Consider the following 16,608-nt stretch of genomic DNA (forward strand, 5'->3'; position numbering starts at 1 on the left):
CCAGAGAAGGGAGCAAGCCATGAGCGTGACCCTCTACACCAAACCGTCCTGCGTGCAGTGCAATGCCACCCATCGCGCCCTCGACGCCGCCGGGATCGACCACACCACCATCGACATCACCGAGAACCCCGACGCCCGCGACTACCTCCTCGCGCTCGGCTACAGGCAGGCCCCGGTCGTCGTGGCCGGCGCCGAGCACTGGTCCGGATTTCGGCCCGACCGCATCGAGTCCCTGACCGCCTGACCACACCCCACCCCAGCAGAGAGCCACGCCATGACCAGCACCGACATCGAGGCCACCGAGCCCGGCGACGAGATCAGCGCCGACGACCTCGCCGACGATCCACGCGAGGACGTCGAAGCACTGTGCCTGTGCGCGCTGCTGTGGACCACCGCCGACAACGCCGCCAGAATCGTCGACACCCTCACCGTGGCCGACTTCTACCGGCCCATCTACGCCGAGCTCTACGACGTCATTGCCGCCCTCGCACGATCCGGAGCACCCCACGACGCCCCGATGGTCGCGGTGAAGCTCGAGCAGGACGGCCGTCTCGGCGGCCACACCGGTCAACGACTCACCCGCGCCCTGACCGACGTCACCCTGGCCGGCGCCGACGGGATCGCCGCAGGCCACTACGCACACGCCGTCATCACCCGCGCCTACCGCCGCGGCTTTCACGACGCCGCCCGGTCCCTCGCCCAGGCCRCCGAGACCCTGCCCGAGGACCAGCTCTTCGAGCACATGGTCACCCTCGGCCGCGAACGCCGCACCGCCACCAGACGACTCGAAGCCATCCGCAGCAACCTGATCTGACCACGAGAAAGGACCCACCATGACCGACAGTCACGACCCGCTCGGCCGCATCAACATCCCGCTCCTGCAGGGGGCATCCCGCGCCAGCCACATCCTGGCCGTGGCCACGCTCGTGTTCCTCGCGGCAGCGTTCATCACCGCCTTCGCCACACCCGACGCCGGTCTCGACCGAATCTTCGGCGCCTTGACCGTCGTCAGCGCCGTCGGCGCCGGCATCTGCCTCGTGGTCACGCGGAAGGCGTAGGCGTAGACCCCGGAACTCACTCGACCGGTAGGAGGAGGCCAATGGCACTCGCAGCGATTATCGCCCTCGTCGCACTGTTCACCTGGGCATTCGGCTCGACCATCGCCCGCGTGGCCGGCGGGATCCTCGTACTCGAGGGACTCCTGCGGTTCGCCATCGGCCAGACCGGAGCCGGCGCCTGGACCTCCCTCGTCGCGGGCCTGACGATCTGGGGCCTCGGCCACTGGATCTGGGCCTACAAACACAAGACCTGGCGCAGCCGCCTCGCACTCAACGCCTACAGCCTGCCCGGGATACACCGCCTCGCACCCATCCCGACTAACCGCCGGCCCCGACAACCACGCGCATGGGGAGCCCCGGCGCCGCGATCCGTCGACTGACCGGGTGCACCGGCACCCCGTCGTGGCGACGCCTACCGAACCCGCGAAGGTGCTGAATCCGGAGTAGACGGAAGCGAAGGATTTGCCGAAATTTTGCGGAAGCGATTCGGGAGTAGTCACCCCAGCTCGCGCTGCGATGCCGCCGAGCGGCGCTGCGCCCACCACCTGACTGCCGTGGCCACGAGCATCACCCCGCCAATCCCGGCCATGATTAGGCCGGCGCGATTCGCGTCCTCGCAGCCCGACAGATCGAATTCGATCCACTCCGTCGCGGGGTCCGGCGGTGTGTAGGGAACTTCCGGCACGTTGTAGGTGCCACTGACGATCATTCGGTTCTCGGCCAGACACTGCGAATAAGCCCTGGTCTCACGACGATCGAATACGAGTCCGCCGACCACCAGGACGACAGCCACCGCCGCGAGGCCGGCGAGCAGGTTGCGCGTCGTCGCAGTCATCGGGCGATTCCCACACGAGGTCAGTTCGCTGCTCGGCGCGCGGCTTCGTGGCGTTTCGGAGTACGTCCCATCCCCGCCGGCAGCTCCCCACTCAAATCCAGTCTCCCAACGTCGAAAAGGAGCGGCTGCGCCGCACTGAAACCCCTTCGGGGCCAAGGCGGTTGTTGCATTATCCCGTCATACGAGTCGCCCAATTGAAGCGGACCGGGGGCCCGAGGTGTCAACCCACGCTCCGGGCACTACCGCGTGTTCTCCGCTGCGCTACGCCCACGCGCTCCGACCACTTTCACACCCGGGCTCCGCTGCGCTCCGCCGTGAAAGTGGCCTCCGGCGGCCCTCCACTCTCCGGGGTTGACACCCCACCCCGATCCGCTGGATTGGGCGCGCCTCGTACACGGGGCAGGAGGGAGGTGTTGCCCATGGCCAACAACATCGTGCAGCTGACCACGGCGGTGGTCCAGCTGATCACAGCAGTTGTGGCCCTCCGAACAGCACGACTCATGCTCCCTAAAAAGAGCAAACGGCGCTCAGCTGGAACTAAGCGCCGTTCGGGTCGAGCTAGGAGGAAGAAGTAGCACCCGGTGGGCGCGTCCGTCAGGGCGCGTCCACCTTCCCTCCGAAGTATATCCACCACCCGCCGACAAGGAGCCGACATGGCATGGATCTCACTGGCATTGTCCTTGGTCAACCTGGCGCTCGTTCTCGCCCTCTACCGGCGAGTCGCGGCACAAAAGGCCAGCTAGAACGGCAATCGGCGCCAGTGCGGAGCTTCCCTCTCCGCGCTGGCGCCGCGTCGTCAGCCTATCGCATATCATCGAACTTGCGTTCGAAGACTGGCCCGTAACGTTCGACCCGGCGCCACGGCGACTCGTCGAGCCGCCCATCCCTGTCGTCGTCGATGTCGCGGCCGCGATCGGGCAGTCCGGAGGCCTTCCGGCCAACGAACTCCCGCTCCGGATTCGCGCAGGCGGTCTCTAGCCATTCCGGTCTTGTTGTTGCGGGTTTATGTGTTGGGTCGGAAGGATTCTTCACTGCGCCGCTACGGTCGCGACATATTGGGAGATCCGCGTGATGCTCTCGGTGCTCCGTCTACAGGCTGCGTCGATGGAGCGGGAGCCGGGCACCCCTCTGAGGCGCCGATGCGGTGGGATGGCCGGAAATCGAGAAGCTGCGCCAGCGGGATCCGCTGTCGGCGGGGCATTCGCGCTGACCCCAGCTTTCGCGCTGGTGGGTGGATTGAACGCCCCTCCGAACCTTCCCTTCGGCAACTTCCGGGGTCTAGCCTGAACTGACAGGGTCGGGACGGTCGGGCGCCCCGGGGTTTGCACGTGGTCCCTATTGGCGGATGGGGATGCCGATTGCAGTGGGAGTGGCGGCGCACGATCTGGGCCGTGATCCCGTGTGACCTCGGCGGACACTGCCCCTGATTGGAGGTGAGTTGAATGTCTGCAAGCGATATGGCCTTTTGGGGGCCATGGGCCCCGCTCATCTACGCTCTTTCGTTACTCGGTCTGAAGCTCTGACGCCAGAACGACAGCGGGCCAGCAGTCGACTTGATTGCTGGCCCGCTGTCGCGTGTTCAGTTGTTGACCGGGTTGAAGCCCTTCCCTTCGGGGAAGGGGCTGCCGGGGGAGTTGATCTCGTTGAGCACCGCAGAGAACTTCACGTACTCGAACGACGTGGTAAAGCCCTTCACGTAGCCGCTGATCTTGGTCGTGCCCGCGACCATCAGGGGACCACCTGAATCTCCGCCRGTCGACGACCCCAGGGTATAGATGCGTGTGGGACTGTCGCCGACGACGATGCCGCACGTGATGCCCGAGCCGATCCCGTCCTTGCACATGTTGGTGAACAGGCCGGGGTTGGCCACACCGATGCCGTCGATCCGAGCCGCCGGACCCTGTGAACGGATGTCGGCGTCCGCGTTCAGCTTGATCACCACGTAGTCGGTGCCGAACGAGGTGGCCGGGTTGACCTGGTCGACGGGCACCGGATATCCGGTTCCGTTCCAGCTCCGGTAGGCGATGTTTCCGATGTGCTTGCGGGGACCGTTGTTCGAAGTCCACTCATAGACCGGACCGCCATCGGGCACATAGTTCCCGTTCGAATATGGGAGTCCGGGTACCTGGCCCGGCCCCTGGCTCACACAATGTGCCGCAGAGATCGCGATCTTGTTGCCGTGCATGTCGTAGCCGACCGCAGCGAGCGTACAGCGGGATTCCACGGCGTCGGACGTGAGGCTCCCCGTCCAACCCATACCGTTGGTAACGACGCCGGTGGCAGCGGAGGCTGCTGGAGCGAACGCGAGCATCGGTAGTACGAAGGCTGCGATCGATGCGAGGACGATCAGAATGCGTTTCATGATTTTCCTTCTGTTGGTGATTCCGGCGAATTGGGGGAGTTGGTGGACGGCAGGTCTTCTTCTCGTGTGAGTGAGAACGGCGTGGGAAGCCGTGTTCAGTTGGCGTCCGGGGTGAATCCTCGGCAGTCCTGTGGGGCTATGTCGGAGCGCGCTTTCACGCGAGGGATGTGCTGACGGCGACTGCGAGACATCGAGCGTTCTTCTCATTTCTTCCTCTTTCTTGGTGGCGGTGAGGGATTACTGATGGACGCCTCATCGCGGCGACGGTTCTGGGTCTTGAATTGCGGTCCGAGGGGCACGCCAAATAGAGCCGTTCGGCCCGGATGCGTTTTCCTGTACGAATTCATCGGCTCAAACGCGAGCTGATGAAAGGGGCCTCGGGGAACCTTTCTGTCATTGAGGGAGGCCGTTGGTGTGCAATATCTAATTTATTGAGGGTGCACTCGTTTCCCGCATGTTCGAGCGATCCAGGAGGTCCGCGCTTCCCCGGACCGAGCCGAGAGAGTCCTGTGCGGGTCTGGTCGCCTCGGTCTCAGTGGTGGCCGTGTCGGGGCGCCGCGGTGGCCGGGTGGTGCGGTCTACGCGCGGGGAAGGTCCGTTTCCGGCAGAGTCTCTTTGCTGTCCAGAGGTTTTCGCCTGTCGTCGGTATCGGGCGTCGCGCGCGGCCTGGAGGGCGCGACGTGCGGAGGGGAGGTCTTGGTGGCAGATCCTCAGGTGGGCTGCGCCGTCGCCCCAGGCGGTCACGAGGTTGCCGGTGATGCCTCGCCAGCCGCAGGTGCAGACGACGACTGCGGAGAATCGTGTGGCATCGATGTAGATGGTGGCCATGTCCTTGCTCCATATCCGTGAAAATGGGTGGTGAGAGACACGGAAAGCGGCAAGATCGGAGTAGCTCGGCTACTGCGAGCTCACCGCTCGAGAGACTCGGATTCCTTGCCGGTGTCGGCGACGCTGGGGATGCGCTGTCGCCGATTCCATCGCCTCGTGTGGGCGCGTGCCGGCGACCATGTCCGTGGGACCGCGACTCTCGCGGGCCGATCGGGTACCGAACGTCGCGGGAACCTCAAAGTGCAACGCAGACGGCGGAGTTGGTGGGCGAGCTTCGTCGCGGCACCGCTGAGCGCTCGGCACAGTCGATGCAGTAGACGCAGCCGTTGTCGCGTCCAAGCGCGACTCCACCCCTGCAGTAGTGCCCCCATGTTCAAACGGTATTGACGATGCACTCGTTTCCCGCCACACCGGCAAAACCCCCAAGCGCCACGGTTCAGCCCGCGGTCGGAACGCAGAAGCGGAGGGGTTGCCGTGTTTATCCACGTGACTTGGCTCGGCCAGGTCTCGGTGGGGCGCCGCCGCTGGGTGACCATCGAGGAAGCTACGGCCGACGACCTTTGCGAGAGGTCGTCGGCCGTAGCCCGGTCTCAGTACCAGCGGTAGTCCTGTCCGTTACCCCAGTCGGAGTAGTGGTTGACGTCCTTGTCGTAGGCGTCGTGTGTGCCGCCGACGAAGTAGCCGTCCCAGGTCGCCTGCGAGTTGCAGATGTGGTCGCTGTTGTTGCACACCGYCCACACCGGCACCCCGCTGTAGAAGTTGTCTGCACCAGCGAGCGGCGGGTAGAGGTTGAACGGGAAGTCGGTCTGCGCGAATCCCGGACCACCCGGTCCCGCAGGGCGTTTCGGATCTGCGAGCAGAACGGCGTTGATGTTGCCGAACCCGGTTCCGTTCTCGGTAAGCCACACATGGACGACCGCAGCGCCGCCGGAATGGCCGACCATCTTGATGTGGTCGCCGGGACAGAACCGGCGATGATCCCGCGTGAGGCGGTTCAATTCGTTGACCCCGGATCGGGTGTCGTAGCTGTTGTAGCCGACGCGCTGGTTCTGGTTGAAGAAGCCGTCCGAATTGTTGTTGTTCAGTCCGCCGACGACCACGGACCAGGTGCCGACACACTGGTTGATCGGAGTTTCCGCGGATGCCGTGGGTGTGAACACGCCCAGAAGTCCCAGCATCGCTGCCAATGCGAAGATGAGTCGTTTCATGACTCCCCGCCCCTTAGATTTCGTCATGCTTCGGTCGCTAGATCGACTCGATGCATGTGTTGAGATACCGATTGTTTTCTGGCCATCCGGCCAGGCGGATATGCCTCCGTTGCCTTGAATTGGATTCGGATTGGCGGCAGAGTCTTCCGACAACGATGGGGTGCGACCCCGATCCAGGGCCGGTTTTATTCCCGCTCCGCCCCTAACTGGGTTTCAGTGAGGGCGACCGCGATTGGTATTCGATTCTTTCCCCAGGGCGTTCTGCTGCGCACTTTCAAATATATGGAGAGTGCACTCGATTCAAGAATCCGGAATCGGATCGCTCGCTTCGCGGAGGGCGACGTCGCAGGTCGCAGGATTGGTCTGGGTCGTAGCTTCAGCTAGATCTTGGGCCGCCTGGGGTCGAGGGCCGCGCTGCCGGGGGTAGGTGCGCCCCAGCTGCGCGAACCGTGCGAGCGCCAGGGCGGGGAGCAGTAGAGTGACGAAACCTGGCCCCGACAGTGCTTGGAGGTCGTCATGATCGATTTCGTTCGCCGATCGGTCGCCTGTGGCGCGATCGTGGCCGGTGCGGTACTGGCGCCCGCGGCCATCGCCTCCGCCACGGCAACTGTTCCGTTCCAGATCGACCCGGCGCCGTTCGGAAACCCGAACGGCAGCCTCGACGTCCCCTCGATCCGCTGCTGGGCCGTGGTCGGTGAACAGCCCGAGACCGTGACGATCACCGGCCCGAAGGACGGCATAAGAGCGTGCCTACTCCCGGGGGACATGCACTGGCTGAACCTGTCGACCGGAGCCTCGGGCTCCGCCCGGATGTCGGCCGGAATGGACGGATACCCGGAAGCGACCCTGCCGACCGGAACCGGGCAGGTCGTCGTCGCCGCCACGTCCCCCGCCGGCCCATACACGCCGGGTGTCGTAACCGTCTACGTGCCGTAGGCGATGACCCCGTGCTCCACTGACGTGGGATCCGAACCACGTCGTTTCCAGCCGCCGTAGCGAACTACCTCGTCACAACAACGGTGAATAGGCGAGAGATGGGAGGGGCTGTCCCTCGATGTGCACGTGCCCGGTCAACTTCTCGCGTGGGCCCGGACGACACGAGGAGCATGGATTTGCTTGCTGCGCTTCGCGATTCCAACCGGAAACAGTCTCGGTCACCTCACAGTGACGCAGTGGTGCCCATCGACGGCCGCGACACCGCAGGCCGAAGAGGCTCGATGAGCGGGCGCTACCCGCAAACCCGAGGACCGGGTCCCCGGGTCCGGACTGGGGACTGGCCGAGCCCCGAGCCATGTCGTGTTGGGTAGCGGCCCACTCCTCGCCGCCGGAATTCGACCGTAACCGGGGTCCCCGACAGAACGACGGCCACTCCCGGACCTGCGCGGCTTCGTCTTGAGGTAGGTCCTCACGCGCTGCAGGGTTGCCAGTGGTGGCGTGCGCTATCGCCTGCGTCTACAGCGACACGTACTCGCGGATCTTGCCGCGCACATGCGGGCGGTGGTCTCCGAGCCGGATTCCCAGTGTGGGGAATTGGCTAGCGATCTGGAGGTCGGTGAGGGGAGCGCTCACCGCGACGGCGGCGTAGCCGCGGTCGTCCTTGCCCCACTTGCTCTGGTCGGGATCGACGGCCCGGACCCGAACCACGACACCGTCGGCGACGTACACGATCGCCCGCAACCTGCGCCGACGGTCGGCGGCGATGTTCCACCACTTGCGGTCGGCCTCGATCTGCTCGCTTTCCGGCGCCCCGGTCTCGCCGTAGCGCCGGTTGCCGTCGGGGTCGACCTTCGGGCGGGTGTTGCGATAGACGACCAGGACGCAGTCCCCACCGACGCCGTAGGCGTGTAGTTGCCGGTACAGGGTGGCCCGGCCGACGCGGAAGGCGGCAGCGATCTCGTCGACGGTGTGCTTGCCGGAGTCGTACATGTGCTGCGCCTGATCGAGCTGGATCTGGCTCAGAGCCGGGGGTCGGCCACCGACGCGGCCGCGCGCACGGGCGGCGGCGAGTCCGTCGCGGGTGCCCTCGACAATCATCTCCCGGTCGTACTCAGCCAACGCTGCGAGGAAGTGGAACACCAAGCGCCCACCGGGAGTGGAGGTGTCGATGCCCTGCTCGAGGACCACGAAATCGACGTCGTGCTCGCCGAACCACCGAACCAGCTCGAGCAGATGCTGCTGGGACCGGCCGATGCGCTTGAGTCGGGTCACCACCACCTCGTCGCCGGCCCGGAGCTTGGCCAGCATCAGATCCAACTGTGGCCGCGACGCGAGCTTGCCCGAGATCTTGTCGACGAACAGATACTCCTCCGCGACCCCGGCCGCGAGAAGGGCGTCGATCTGATGATCCGGGTTCTGGTCCCGCGTCGAGACCCGCGCATACCCGAACTTCGCCAAGATGAGTCTCCTAACTCGCGAACGAACCTATTCGAGACGTTGATTTCAAGATCAAGTTTCGAGACTCATGCTAGCTGGGGTTCCCCCGCTTGTGTCAATGAGTCTCGAAAACGATCGTTTAGGAGACTCATTATCGAGACGGGCTAGGAAACGGGGTGCGACAACAATGACTGTTGTCAGTAGATATTGACGTGATGGTCTGATCTCGAGAAGATGGCAGCGAGGGGGATGTGATGAGTTGGCAGACAGTCGACGGTGCGCACGAGGGGCATGCTGCGATCGAGGTTCCAGGTGGGCACGAGGTGACCGGGATCCAGGGCGACACCCTCATCCTCGACGATGGGACAAAGGTGTCTATCTCGGAAACAGCTGGGTGGCGCGCACGATGCACATGCAGCTGGAAGGCCGAGCTGATGATCGAGCGCGTGACAGATCGTGACGTCGAACCCAAGTCTCACCAGGCGTTCGACCCGGAAGGCGGTCCCGCCCCCAAATGGGTCGAGACAACCTGCCACACCGAATGGCTCGATCATGTCCGGCCGGAGAATCTGAAGTCGGTGTGCCAGGCTGCCGAGGCATCTCGAGCATCTGACCGCAGTCTCGACGAAGCGGTGGCGGCCGCCCGGGAAAGTGGAGCGTCCTGGGCGGACATCGGCGACGCCGTCGGAATCAGCAGGCAGTCCGCCCACGTTCGTTGGCGCCGATTCGACGCCACTGACCAGTGATTTCCGCACCAATCCGGATCACGGACAATCAGATGGACACAACACGGGGAAGATGACCATGAACCACGCAGACATCCCGCGCCATCCCGAGCGCGACCTCACACCCGCCGAGGTCGAGATCCAGCTCGCCGGGATCCGCACCGCGCTGCAGATGGGCGGCACCGAGCTCATTCCCGAAGCCGAAGAAGCAGCCCGCGCCGTCCTCGCCGGCGAAATGACCGCCGACGAAGCGATCGCGCGCGCCGACGCAGCCCGCGCAGCCGCCGAGCACGACGACTCCGCCGAGTAATGGCACCGGACCCCTACGCCTAACCAACGTCCTGCGGAATAAGCTCGGGATCCGCAACGAACAGCAGCTCGACCGCCGGATCTCCATCCGCACCGCGGTCCGAATGGCCGAACTCGCCCGCGGCCCCATCCGCGGCGAGTTCGATCTCGTGCACCTGCAGCGCATCCACGTCTACCTGCTCAGCGACGTATTCGACTGGCCCTGCCAGTCGAGCAGCGCACCTCGAGCACCCAGCCCGGCGGAATCGAGATCCCGCACGAGCACCCCGACCACATCGAGGAGAAGGCCGGCGAGCTGTTTGCCGAGCTCGCCGACGCCGACCACCTCCGCGGCCTCGACCGCGACGAGTACACCCACCAACTCGGCGGCTACTGGTGCGACACCAGCTACCTTCACCTCGTTCGCGACGTAAACAGGGCACAAGCCGGCTCTTCGATCGGTTCTCCAGAGGAGCCGGCTGGACGATCGACTGGCGCGAGGTCAACGCGTTATGTGCGTCGATGACGCCATACGTGCGGTGGCGCTGGCTGCACCGCATCTCCGTCTCCAACCACGGCTGCAACAACCTCGACGGCACCTTCGCTCCGATCGTCCTTACTGCTCAACACCTATAAGGCCCTGTGGCAATCGCTGGACACCCCGTTGAGGTGAATTGCCGAAATGGGTGAACGTAGGTGCTCTGTGTCCCTTCCGGTAATCGAGGTGCCTATGCCCGCCAGACGTTCGAGGACCCGTAGCGCTGTCGCACTGATCGCCACTGCGACAGTGGCCGGCGGGTGCGTCGCGCTGACCGCTCCCGCGATCGCCAACGCTGCACCGACCGGTTGCACGGCGACGTTCAACCTGTTCATCCCCGGCACCTGGGAGACCAGCGAGGACGCCGACGCGAGCCAGCCGGTGGGGATGCTCAAACCTGTTGCCGACGCGCTGAAGGCCGAGCACGGCCGCCAGGCCGAGGTCTACACGCTGCCGTACATGGCCCGGGCGTTCGACAACGGTTACACCTACGCTGACAGCAAGGCCGACGCCATCGCCAAGGCCGAGCAGGTGTTGTCGAAGGTCGCGAACTCCTGCCCGAGAACGAAGTTCACCATCACCGGCTATTCGCAGGGCGCCGACGCCGCGGGCGATCTCGCCTCCGCGATCGGCAACAGCAAGGGGCCGATCGATGCAAGTCGCGTGCTCGCCGTCGGGTTGCTCGCCGATCCGGGGGCCGGAACGAAGGGCGCTGCCACTGTCGGCCCGGGTACCTCCGGAACCGGTATCGCTGATCCGCGGCCGCAGGGGATGGGCGAGCTCTCCGGTCGCGTTGCCTCGATCTGCGCCCCTGGGGATCTGTACTGCTCGATCGAGAAGGGCTCGAGCCCGCTGCTCGGCTCGCTCGGCTCGATCCTGAGCAAGAGCCCCAGCTCCCTGACCTCGGGTGAAACCGTCGGCGGCAACACACAACTCGCCACCGCCCTCACCTCCGACTTCTCCGGGGCGGATCTGCCCGGTCTCGGAACCAATGTGGCCGCCCTGGGCGAGCTGCTGTCCGCGCCGAACGTCGACATCAAGCAGGTCGCCTCGGCCGCGACGTCGATCGCGAAGACCCTCGCGCCGCTGACGGATCTGCTCGACTCCGGGGCCGCGAACCCGGCCGCGAACGGCCAGCTCGCCGCGGCCCTGACGGGCACCGCTGAGCGCAACGCCTCCGAAGTCCTGGCCAAGGCAGGCGAATCCGACCTCACCAGCGCACTCGACATCGCAACCAAGCTCGCTAACACCGCCAACAAGCTCTCCGGCGGCGATCGGCTGCGGCTGCCGTCGACGTCGACGGAGGTGCAGACTCTGGCGAAGGCCGTGGACTCCCTCGGCGGCCAGATCGCGCCAGTCGCATCCACCCCGACCGACGCGCTCACCTCGGCCACCAGCGTGCTCTCGGTCCTCAAGCCGACCGTGGTGGTCAACCAGATCCTCAACGTCACCACCGGCGTGACCTCGCTGGATATGTCCGGCATCCTCAACAACCTGAACCAGCTGCCGCAGAAGATCGTCGCCGCTGACGCCCACGGCGCACACCGGATCGCAGGCGAGCTGAACAACCAGTTCTCGCCGCTCGTGAAGATGGCCGCGGCGGTCGACCTGAAGTGGGTCTCGCAGGTGCTCGCGATCATCCCGGATCCCTCCGGCGCCACTCAGATCGCGGCGCTCGTAGCCTCGATCCTATCGAACGTCGACATCATTCGACTGGCCAACATTATCGGCCAGATCCAGGAGATTGCCTGGGCCGCAGTCGAGAAGCTGGTACCCCCGCCCGGGCAGCTGTCCGACCCGGTCGGGGCCGCGGCCGCGATGGGCCGGCTGATCCCGGTCGGCGCGGATCTCGCATCGGTGGCGGTGAACATGCTCTCGGGCAAGGCAACCAAGACCTCCCCGGAACTGCTGGGCAAGCAAGCCAAGTCCGTCTCGACCAGCATCACCACCCAGGCCGAAAACCTCGACCTGCCCAAGCTGTCGGACTCGCTGACCACCCTGGCGAAGTCCCCGGGCACCGAAGACCTCGCGTCCCTGGTCGATGAAGGACTCGGCGCCGCAAGCTTCTTCACCTCCGGCGCCCACACCAACTACAACGACCTCGTCGTTGACAACGCCGGCCGAAACGCCATCGCGTGGCTCTCTGACTGGCTGAACCTCCAGATCGGACGTGCCGCATGAACCCCCGTGCCCACAACCCCATCGCCCGCTGGACCTGGTGCGAGAAATGCGAGCACCGCGGCTACCACGCCCGCTCCGACGCGAAGACCGTCCGTAAACGCCACCACGGAGAGAAAGGCATGTCAGTGTTCGTCTGCCCCCACACCGACGGAATGTTCCACGTCGGCCACCGGCCAGACGCACTGACCGGCGGCGAAATCGACAGGCAGCTGCTGCGCAACCAAGCCGTCCAGGCCGCAGCTGCAGGGGAGTGGTGATGAGCACGCTCAAACGAGGCACCCTCAACGCCGCGCTCGCCGCGCCGGTGCCCCTCGGCGTCGTCGTGGCCAATGAGACCACCTCCACCGATACCGGCGCCGTGCCGTTGCCCGCAGCCGCGTCGGTCATCCTCGACAACCCGGCAACGCCCGCCCCCGCCCCCGGCGTCGACGAGCTGATCGCCGGGCTCACCGTCACCCGCGGCGACATCACATCCGCACGCTCTGCGTGCGATTCTGACCGGTAGAAACACAGTTCCCGTGTGCCGATCGAAAGCTCATGGATCTGGCCGCCGTTGCCCGGGCTGTGGCAGCTACGGTGCCGCCGCGAAGGCCAACGCGAATCGCCGCCTCGGGCGCGAGGCCCGGAAGAAGGTCGTCGACCACCTCAAGGAGCAGGGACTGGTCGAATCCGCGGCCGCTATCCAGACGGCCCCGCCGAGTGTGCTCGCGGAGTTCATGGAAGGTCTCGGGATCGAGCCCGAGATCCTGGGCAAGACCCCGATGCCGAGCAACCACGCGAACCCACCGAGCGCAAAACTGCTGATCGCGCAGGCGATGGCAGAGAAAGAGAAGCTGGCCGGCCCGAAGATCACCCCGGCCCAGGCCGCTCTCGACACCGCTGAGGAGAACGTCGCCAAGGCCGACGCCGCGGCCGAGGAAGCGACCAAGACCGCCAAGCGGCTCCGTGCCCGGGTCACCACCGCCAAGCGCAAGCTCAACGAGGGCACGGGCACCGAAGAGACTGTCGCGGAGAAGCAGAAGGACTTCGACGACGCCAAGGCTGCTGCATTCGACGCGCAGCGCCGGCAGGCCGAGGCCCACGACGACCTCGCGGCCGCGAAGTTCGGCATGCGCGAGGACATGGCCGACGAAGACCGCGACGCCTACTACGCCTCGCTGTCCGACGACGACGTCGCTGCGATCAGCCGGTCCCTGAACCGCAAACACGCGGACGAGGCAACCGAGGCCCTGGCCGAGGGGTCCGTTCTCTCGCCGGCCGGAATCGAGCGTGACACCAGCGTCTACAAGTCGGGGAAGATCCCGATGGAAACCGGCTCGGGCGTCGAAGAGGTCGAGGGCCGCTACCTCGACGGCGGCACCGCGATCGTGCGCCGCGGCTCCGGGGATTTCGTTGTCCTCCAGCGCAAGGGCGACGCGTACCACCCGGTGGCAGTGGCGAACGGCAAACACTATGCCCTCGCCAAGGCCAACCGCATCCCGATCCTGGTCGAGCCCGATTCTCTGCCCGACAACGCCACCGACATGCAGAAGCAGGCCCACTCGATCAAGGGCGATCTGCTGCTCGACGTCGCCCGGCAGGCCGTGTCAGGGAAGGCTCCCACCGCGGAGTCCCAGCAGAAGCTCATCAACGACGGCCTGGCCGGCGCAAACGAGAAGCTGACCGACTCGGTCGGCGCCGGCCCGGCCCGTGCCGACATCTACGACGGCACCAAGCGTCACCAGAAGCGCATGCGCGAGCTGGCCGCGGTGCAGGCCGGCGAGAAGGCCCGCACCGAAGCGCTCGCGACCGGCAAGACGCCGGCTCAGGCCGATCAGGCGTACGAGCGGGCCCACCGCCGCGCCCTCGGGACCCCGACGCGCGGCGGCGGCGTCATTCCGCACTTCGAGCACAAGATCCCGCCGGAGAGCCTGGGCGCCGAGAAGCATGCGTCCCTGCACCGCAGCGGTATCCGCGCGTTCGGCAAGGAAACCGCCGACGACTACGCGGTCATCCACCAGCGCGCCGGCGACCTGAAGGCGTGGGGATTCTCCACCAACGGGCAGATCGTCAAGACGACGAACCTCGAGGCACTGACGTCGACGAACTCGGCGTTCGTGAACAAGGTGCTCAGCAAGTCCGAGCGCAGCGCGCTGACGACCTACACCGGCGGCAGCTACCACTCGATCAACGCAGCGATCACGGGGCGCGATCCGAACCCGGCCGCGTCGACGAAGACCGTGGTCAGCGGCATCGAGTCGGCGTTCGACAAGTTCAATGAACACAACCCGAACAACGAGCCGATGACCGTGATGCGCGGCACGAGAGTGCCCAGCGGATGGAAGGGCACCGCGGCCGAGTACATCGACCAGGCGTTCACCGTCGGGTCGAAGGTGCAGATCGGCAAGGTCACCTCGACGACGTCCAAACAGTCCACCGCGCAGAACTTCACCGGCCATCCGCCGTACATGATGGTCATCCGGACCCGCAACGGCCTTCCGGTGAAGTCGATCTCGATGTTCAAGAGCGAGGACGAGGTCATCGTCCCGACCGGCACCGACCTGCGCTGCGTCAAGGTCGACCACAAGGGCATCAACGGCGTCCCGACCGTGTGGCTGGTCGCCGAGGACCTGGTCGCGGAGGCCGAGGGCAGCCCGTCGCCCCTCAAGTCCGTCGCATAGCCTGAAAAATGACCATCTAGCTGGGGATACCACACGTCCCCCTTGTTGAGAAGAGAAGACCATGAGCGGCAAACTGACCCAGGACCAACTCGACGACATCCGCCAGCGCCTGAACGACGGAATGTCGGCGGACGACACCGCCAACTTCTACGGCCGCGTCGCAGACCTCGACCTGATCGAGATCGCGCGTATCCGCACCGCCGCATACGAAATCGAGCAGGAGGAGAAGCGTGACCGCACCGGCAACCAACGACGCCGCCCAGCTCGCCCGCTACGGCAACGCACTGACCGGTCTGGCAGCCGGTGACGCCTGGGGCTACCAAGTCGAGTTCACCTCTTACGCATCCATGCCGGCCTACCCCGTGGCCGCGCCGGCAGGGGAGTGGATCATCAGCGACGACACCCAGATGACCCTCGCGCTGCACGACGCCCTCGCCGAGGCCGTGGACTTCGCCGACATCCCCGCGGTCACCGACGCGATCATCCGGCACTTCGTCCTGTGGCAGGTCGACCCCGACAACAACCGCGCACCCGGCCGCGCCTGCATGGGCTCACTCCATCGTCTGCGTGCCGGTGCCCGCTGGTACGACAAGGACGGCGCCCGTGAATCCGCAGGCTGCGGGGCCGTGATGCGCCTGGTACCAGCCGCTTTCGCACCCGAACCGTACTGGCGCGGGCTGACCGCACTCCAGGCCGTCATCACCCACAAGCACCCGCGCGCCATCGTTCCCGCGCTGCTACTCGCCGACGCGATCCGGCACGCCCCCGAGCGCGGTGGCCTGCTCCTCGAGCACGCCCTCGCCGAGGCCGACCGGATCTACGACGGCACGAGTGACTGGTTGACTGACCCGTACCTCGCCGACGTCCTCGCCCCCTACCGAGGGGACGTGTCATCTGTACTGGTAGACGGCCTCAATGATGAGGTCGTAGACCTCCTGATCACGGCCGCGGAAACCTGCGACCGCCTGCGCCTACTCGACCCCGCTGACTTCGGCGACCCGTGTGCCGGCATCGGCGAGGGCTGGGAGTCCGCCAGCGCGATCGCGCTCGGCCTACTGGCTGCGGATCTCGCGACGTCCGAGTGCGGGACGGACGCCGCGCCGCTGACCGGGCCTGAGGCGCTGGCGTGGGCGGCCACCAGTAACGGCGACTCCGACTCCATCGCCTGTATCGCTGGCGCGGTCATCGGCGCCGCCCACACCGCGCCGGACTACTGGCACTTCTCGGGCCTGACGCCGCAGTTCGAGCCCCGCTACACCGCCGAGATCGCCGCGGCTGCCGGTCAGCTGCCCGGCGCGTCGCCAGCCGAGTGATCGCCGGGGACACCCGTAGGTGAAATCGGGTGTGAACTGCGGTGATAGCACCCTTTTAGCTTCTTCGTGGTCCAGCACCGCGGGGCCGCGATCTCTCAGACGGTCATGCGACGCGGCGGCGTCACCAACGACGGATACAAGTGGGATAATGACGCCGACGCCCGTGCCGCGTAGGCCCAGCAGAAATGCCCAACGTGCGGCAGATGGGCGTCAATGACCTCCGTGTACCGCTGTCCTCT

At 66.0% G+C, this 16,608-nt stretch carries 19 protein-coding genes; 13 read left to right on the top strand and 6 right to left on the bottom strand.

The genetic code is table 11. The annotated features are described in order from the left end of the window. Positions 1–19 precede the first annotated feature (19 nt). Genes nrdH through AB4Z09_RS18160 form a run of 4 tightly spaced genes read left to right on the top strand, consistent with a single transcriptional unit; the run spans position 20 to position 1,438 of the window. Positions 20–244 carry a glutaredoxin-like protein NrdH gene (nrdH, locus tag AB4Z09_RS18145; RefSeq protein ID WP_442240344.1) on the top strand — a complete coding sequence of 75 codons (225 nt, stop codon included), beginning with the start codon at positions 20–22 and terminating at the stop codon, positions 242–244. 30 nt (positions 245–274) lie between these two features. Beyond that, positions 275–814 carry a DnaB-like helicase N-terminal domain-containing protein gene (locus tag AB4Z09_RS18150; protein WP_442240345.1) on the top strand — a complete coding sequence of 180 codons (540 nt, stop codon included), beginning with the start codon at positions 275–277 and terminating at the stop codon, positions 812–814. Between the two features lie 19 nt (positions 815–833). After that, positions 834–1,058 carry a hypothetical protein gene (locus AB4Z09_RS18155; protein ID WP_442240346.1) on the top strand — a complete coding sequence of 75 codons (225 nt, stop codon included), beginning with the start codon at positions 834–836 and terminating at the stop codon, positions 1,056–1,058. Between the two features lie 41 nt (positions 1,059–1,099). Next, positions 1,100–1,438, top strand: coding sequence for a hypothetical protein (locus AB4Z09_RS18160; RefSeq protein WP_442240347.1), 339 nt, complete (start codon positions 1,100–1,102; stop codon positions 1,436–1,438). A 116-nt stretch (positions 1,439–1,554) separates the two neighbouring features. On the opposite strand, the gene AB4Z09_RS18165 is transcribed toward AB4Z09_RS18160, so the two are convergent. From AB4Z09_RS18165 to AB4Z09_RS18175, 3 genes are all read right to left on the bottom strand, one after another. Continuing rightward, positions 1,555–1,893: a hypothetical protein gene (locus AB4Z09_RS18165; protein WP_442240348.1), complete on the bottom strand. Its 339-nt coding sequence runs from the start codon at positions 1,891–1,893 to the stop codon at positions 1,555–1,557. Between the two features lie 1,579 nt (positions 1,894–3,472). Next, positions 3,473–4,255, bottom strand: coding sequence for a hypothetical protein (locus AB4Z09_RS18170; RefSeq protein WP_442240349.1), 783 nt, complete (start codon positions 4,253–4,255; stop codon positions 3,473–3,475). A gap of 1,418 nt (positions 4,256–5,673) precedes the next feature. Further along, positions 5,674–6,318: a cutinase family protein gene (locus AB4Z09_RS18175; RefSeq protein WP_442240350.1), complete on the bottom strand. Its 645-nt coding sequence runs from the start codon at positions 6,316–6,318 to the stop codon at positions 5,674–5,676. Between the two features lie 489 nt (positions 6,319–6,807). Between AB4Z09_RS18175 and AB4Z09_RS18180 the strand changes: the two genes are divergently transcribed. Further along, on the top strand, positions 6,808–7,227 hold the full coding sequence (locus AB4Z09_RS18180; protein ID WP_442240351.1) for a hypothetical protein: 420 nt from the start codon (positions 6,808–6,810) through the stop codon (positions 7,225–7,227). A gap of 516 nt (positions 7,228–7,743) precedes the next feature. On the opposite strand, the gene AB4Z09_RS18185 is transcribed toward AB4Z09_RS18180, so the two are convergent. After that, positions 7,744–8,685, bottom strand: a complete 942-nt coding sequence (locus AB4Z09_RS18185; protein ID WP_442240352.1) for a recombinase family protein — start codon at positions 8,683–8,685, stop codon at positions 7,744–7,746. A gap of 233 nt (positions 8,686–8,918) precedes the next feature. Here AB4Z09_RS18185 and AB4Z09_RS18190 point away from each other — a divergent pair, with 233 nt between their 5' ends. Together AB4Z09_RS18190 and AB4Z09_RS18195 are read left to right on the top strand one after the other, a co-directional pair. Then, entirely contained in the window at positions 8,919–9,410 is a 492-nt protein-coding gene (locus tag AB4Z09_RS18190; protein ID WP_442240353.1) for an AsnC family protein, read from the top strand. A gap of 58 nt (positions 9,411–9,468) precedes the next feature. After that, complete coding sequence (locus tag AB4Z09_RS18195) at positions 9,469–9,699, top strand: hypothetical protein (protein WP_442240354.1); 231 nt, start codon at positions 9,469–9,471, stop codon at positions 9,697–9,699. A gap of 19 nt (positions 9,700–9,718) precedes the next feature. On the opposite strand, the gene AB4Z09_RS18200 is transcribed toward AB4Z09_RS18195, so the two are convergent. Both AB4Z09_RS18200 and AB4Z09_RS18205 read right to left on the bottom strand, forming a co-directional pair. Next, positions 9,719–9,868, bottom strand: coding sequence for a hypothetical protein (locus tag AB4Z09_RS18200; RefSeq protein ID WP_442240355.1), 150 nt, complete (start codon positions 9,866–9,868; stop codon positions 9,719–9,721). A 2-nt stretch (positions 9,869–9,870) separates the two neighbouring features. Beyond that, entirely contained in the window at positions 9,871–10,056 is a 186-nt protein-coding gene (locus AB4Z09_RS18205; protein WP_442240356.1) for a hypothetical protein, read from the bottom strand. Positions 10,057–10,407: 351 nt separating this feature from the next. On the opposite strand from AB4Z09_RS18205, the gene AB4Z09_RS18210 reads away from it, so the two are divergent. The 6 genes from AB4Z09_RS18210 to AB4Z09_RS18235 all read left to right on the top strand — a co-directional run bounded on the left by AB4Z09_RS18210 (position 10,408) and on the right by AB4Z09_RS18235 (position 16,369). Beyond that, positions 10,408–12,396, top strand: coding sequence for a cutinase family protein (locus tag AB4Z09_RS18210; RefSeq protein WP_442240357.1), 1,989 nt, complete (start codon positions 10,408–10,410; stop codon positions 12,394–12,396). After that, entirely contained in the window at positions 12,393–12,653 is a 261-nt protein-coding gene (locus AB4Z09_RS18215; protein ID WP_442240358.1) for a hypothetical protein, read from the top strand. Before AB4Z09_RS18210 ends, AB4Z09_RS18215 begins: the two co-directional genes overlap by 4 nt. Beyond that, positions 12,653–12,901 carry a hypothetical protein gene (locus AB4Z09_RS18220; RefSeq protein ID WP_442240359.1) on the top strand — a complete coding sequence of 83 codons (249 nt, stop codon included), beginning with the start codon at positions 12,653–12,655 and terminating at the stop codon, positions 12,899–12,901. Before AB4Z09_RS18215 ends, AB4Z09_RS18220 begins: the two co-directional genes overlap by 1 nt. A gap of 13 nt (positions 12,902–12,914) precedes the next feature. Next, on the top strand, positions 12,915–15,056 hold the full coding sequence (locus tag AB4Z09_RS18225) for an ADP-ribosyltransferase (RefSeq protein ID WP_442240360.1): 2,142 nt from the start codon (positions 12,915–12,917) through the stop codon (positions 15,054–15,056). 61 nt (positions 15,057–15,117) lie between these two features. Then, positions 15,118–15,363 (top strand): hypothetical protein, encoded by a 246-nt coding sequence (locus AB4Z09_RS18230; protein ID WP_442240361.1) that lies wholly within the window; start codon positions 15,118–15,120, stop codon positions 15,361–15,363. After that, complete coding sequence (locus AB4Z09_RS18235) at positions 15,287–16,369, top strand: ADP-ribosylglycohydrolase family protein (RefSeq protein WP_442240362.1); 1,083 nt, start codon at positions 15,287–15,289, stop codon at positions 16,367–16,369. Before AB4Z09_RS18230 ends, AB4Z09_RS18235 begins: the two co-directional genes overlap by 77 nt. The last annotated feature ends 239 nt before the right edge of the window (positions 16,370–16,608 follow it).

The sequence above is a fragment of the Rhodococcus sp. TAF43 genome (assembly GCF_052113525.1).
Lineage (GTDB): Bacteria > Actinomycetota > Actinomycetes > Mycobacteriales > Mycobacteriaceae > Prescottella.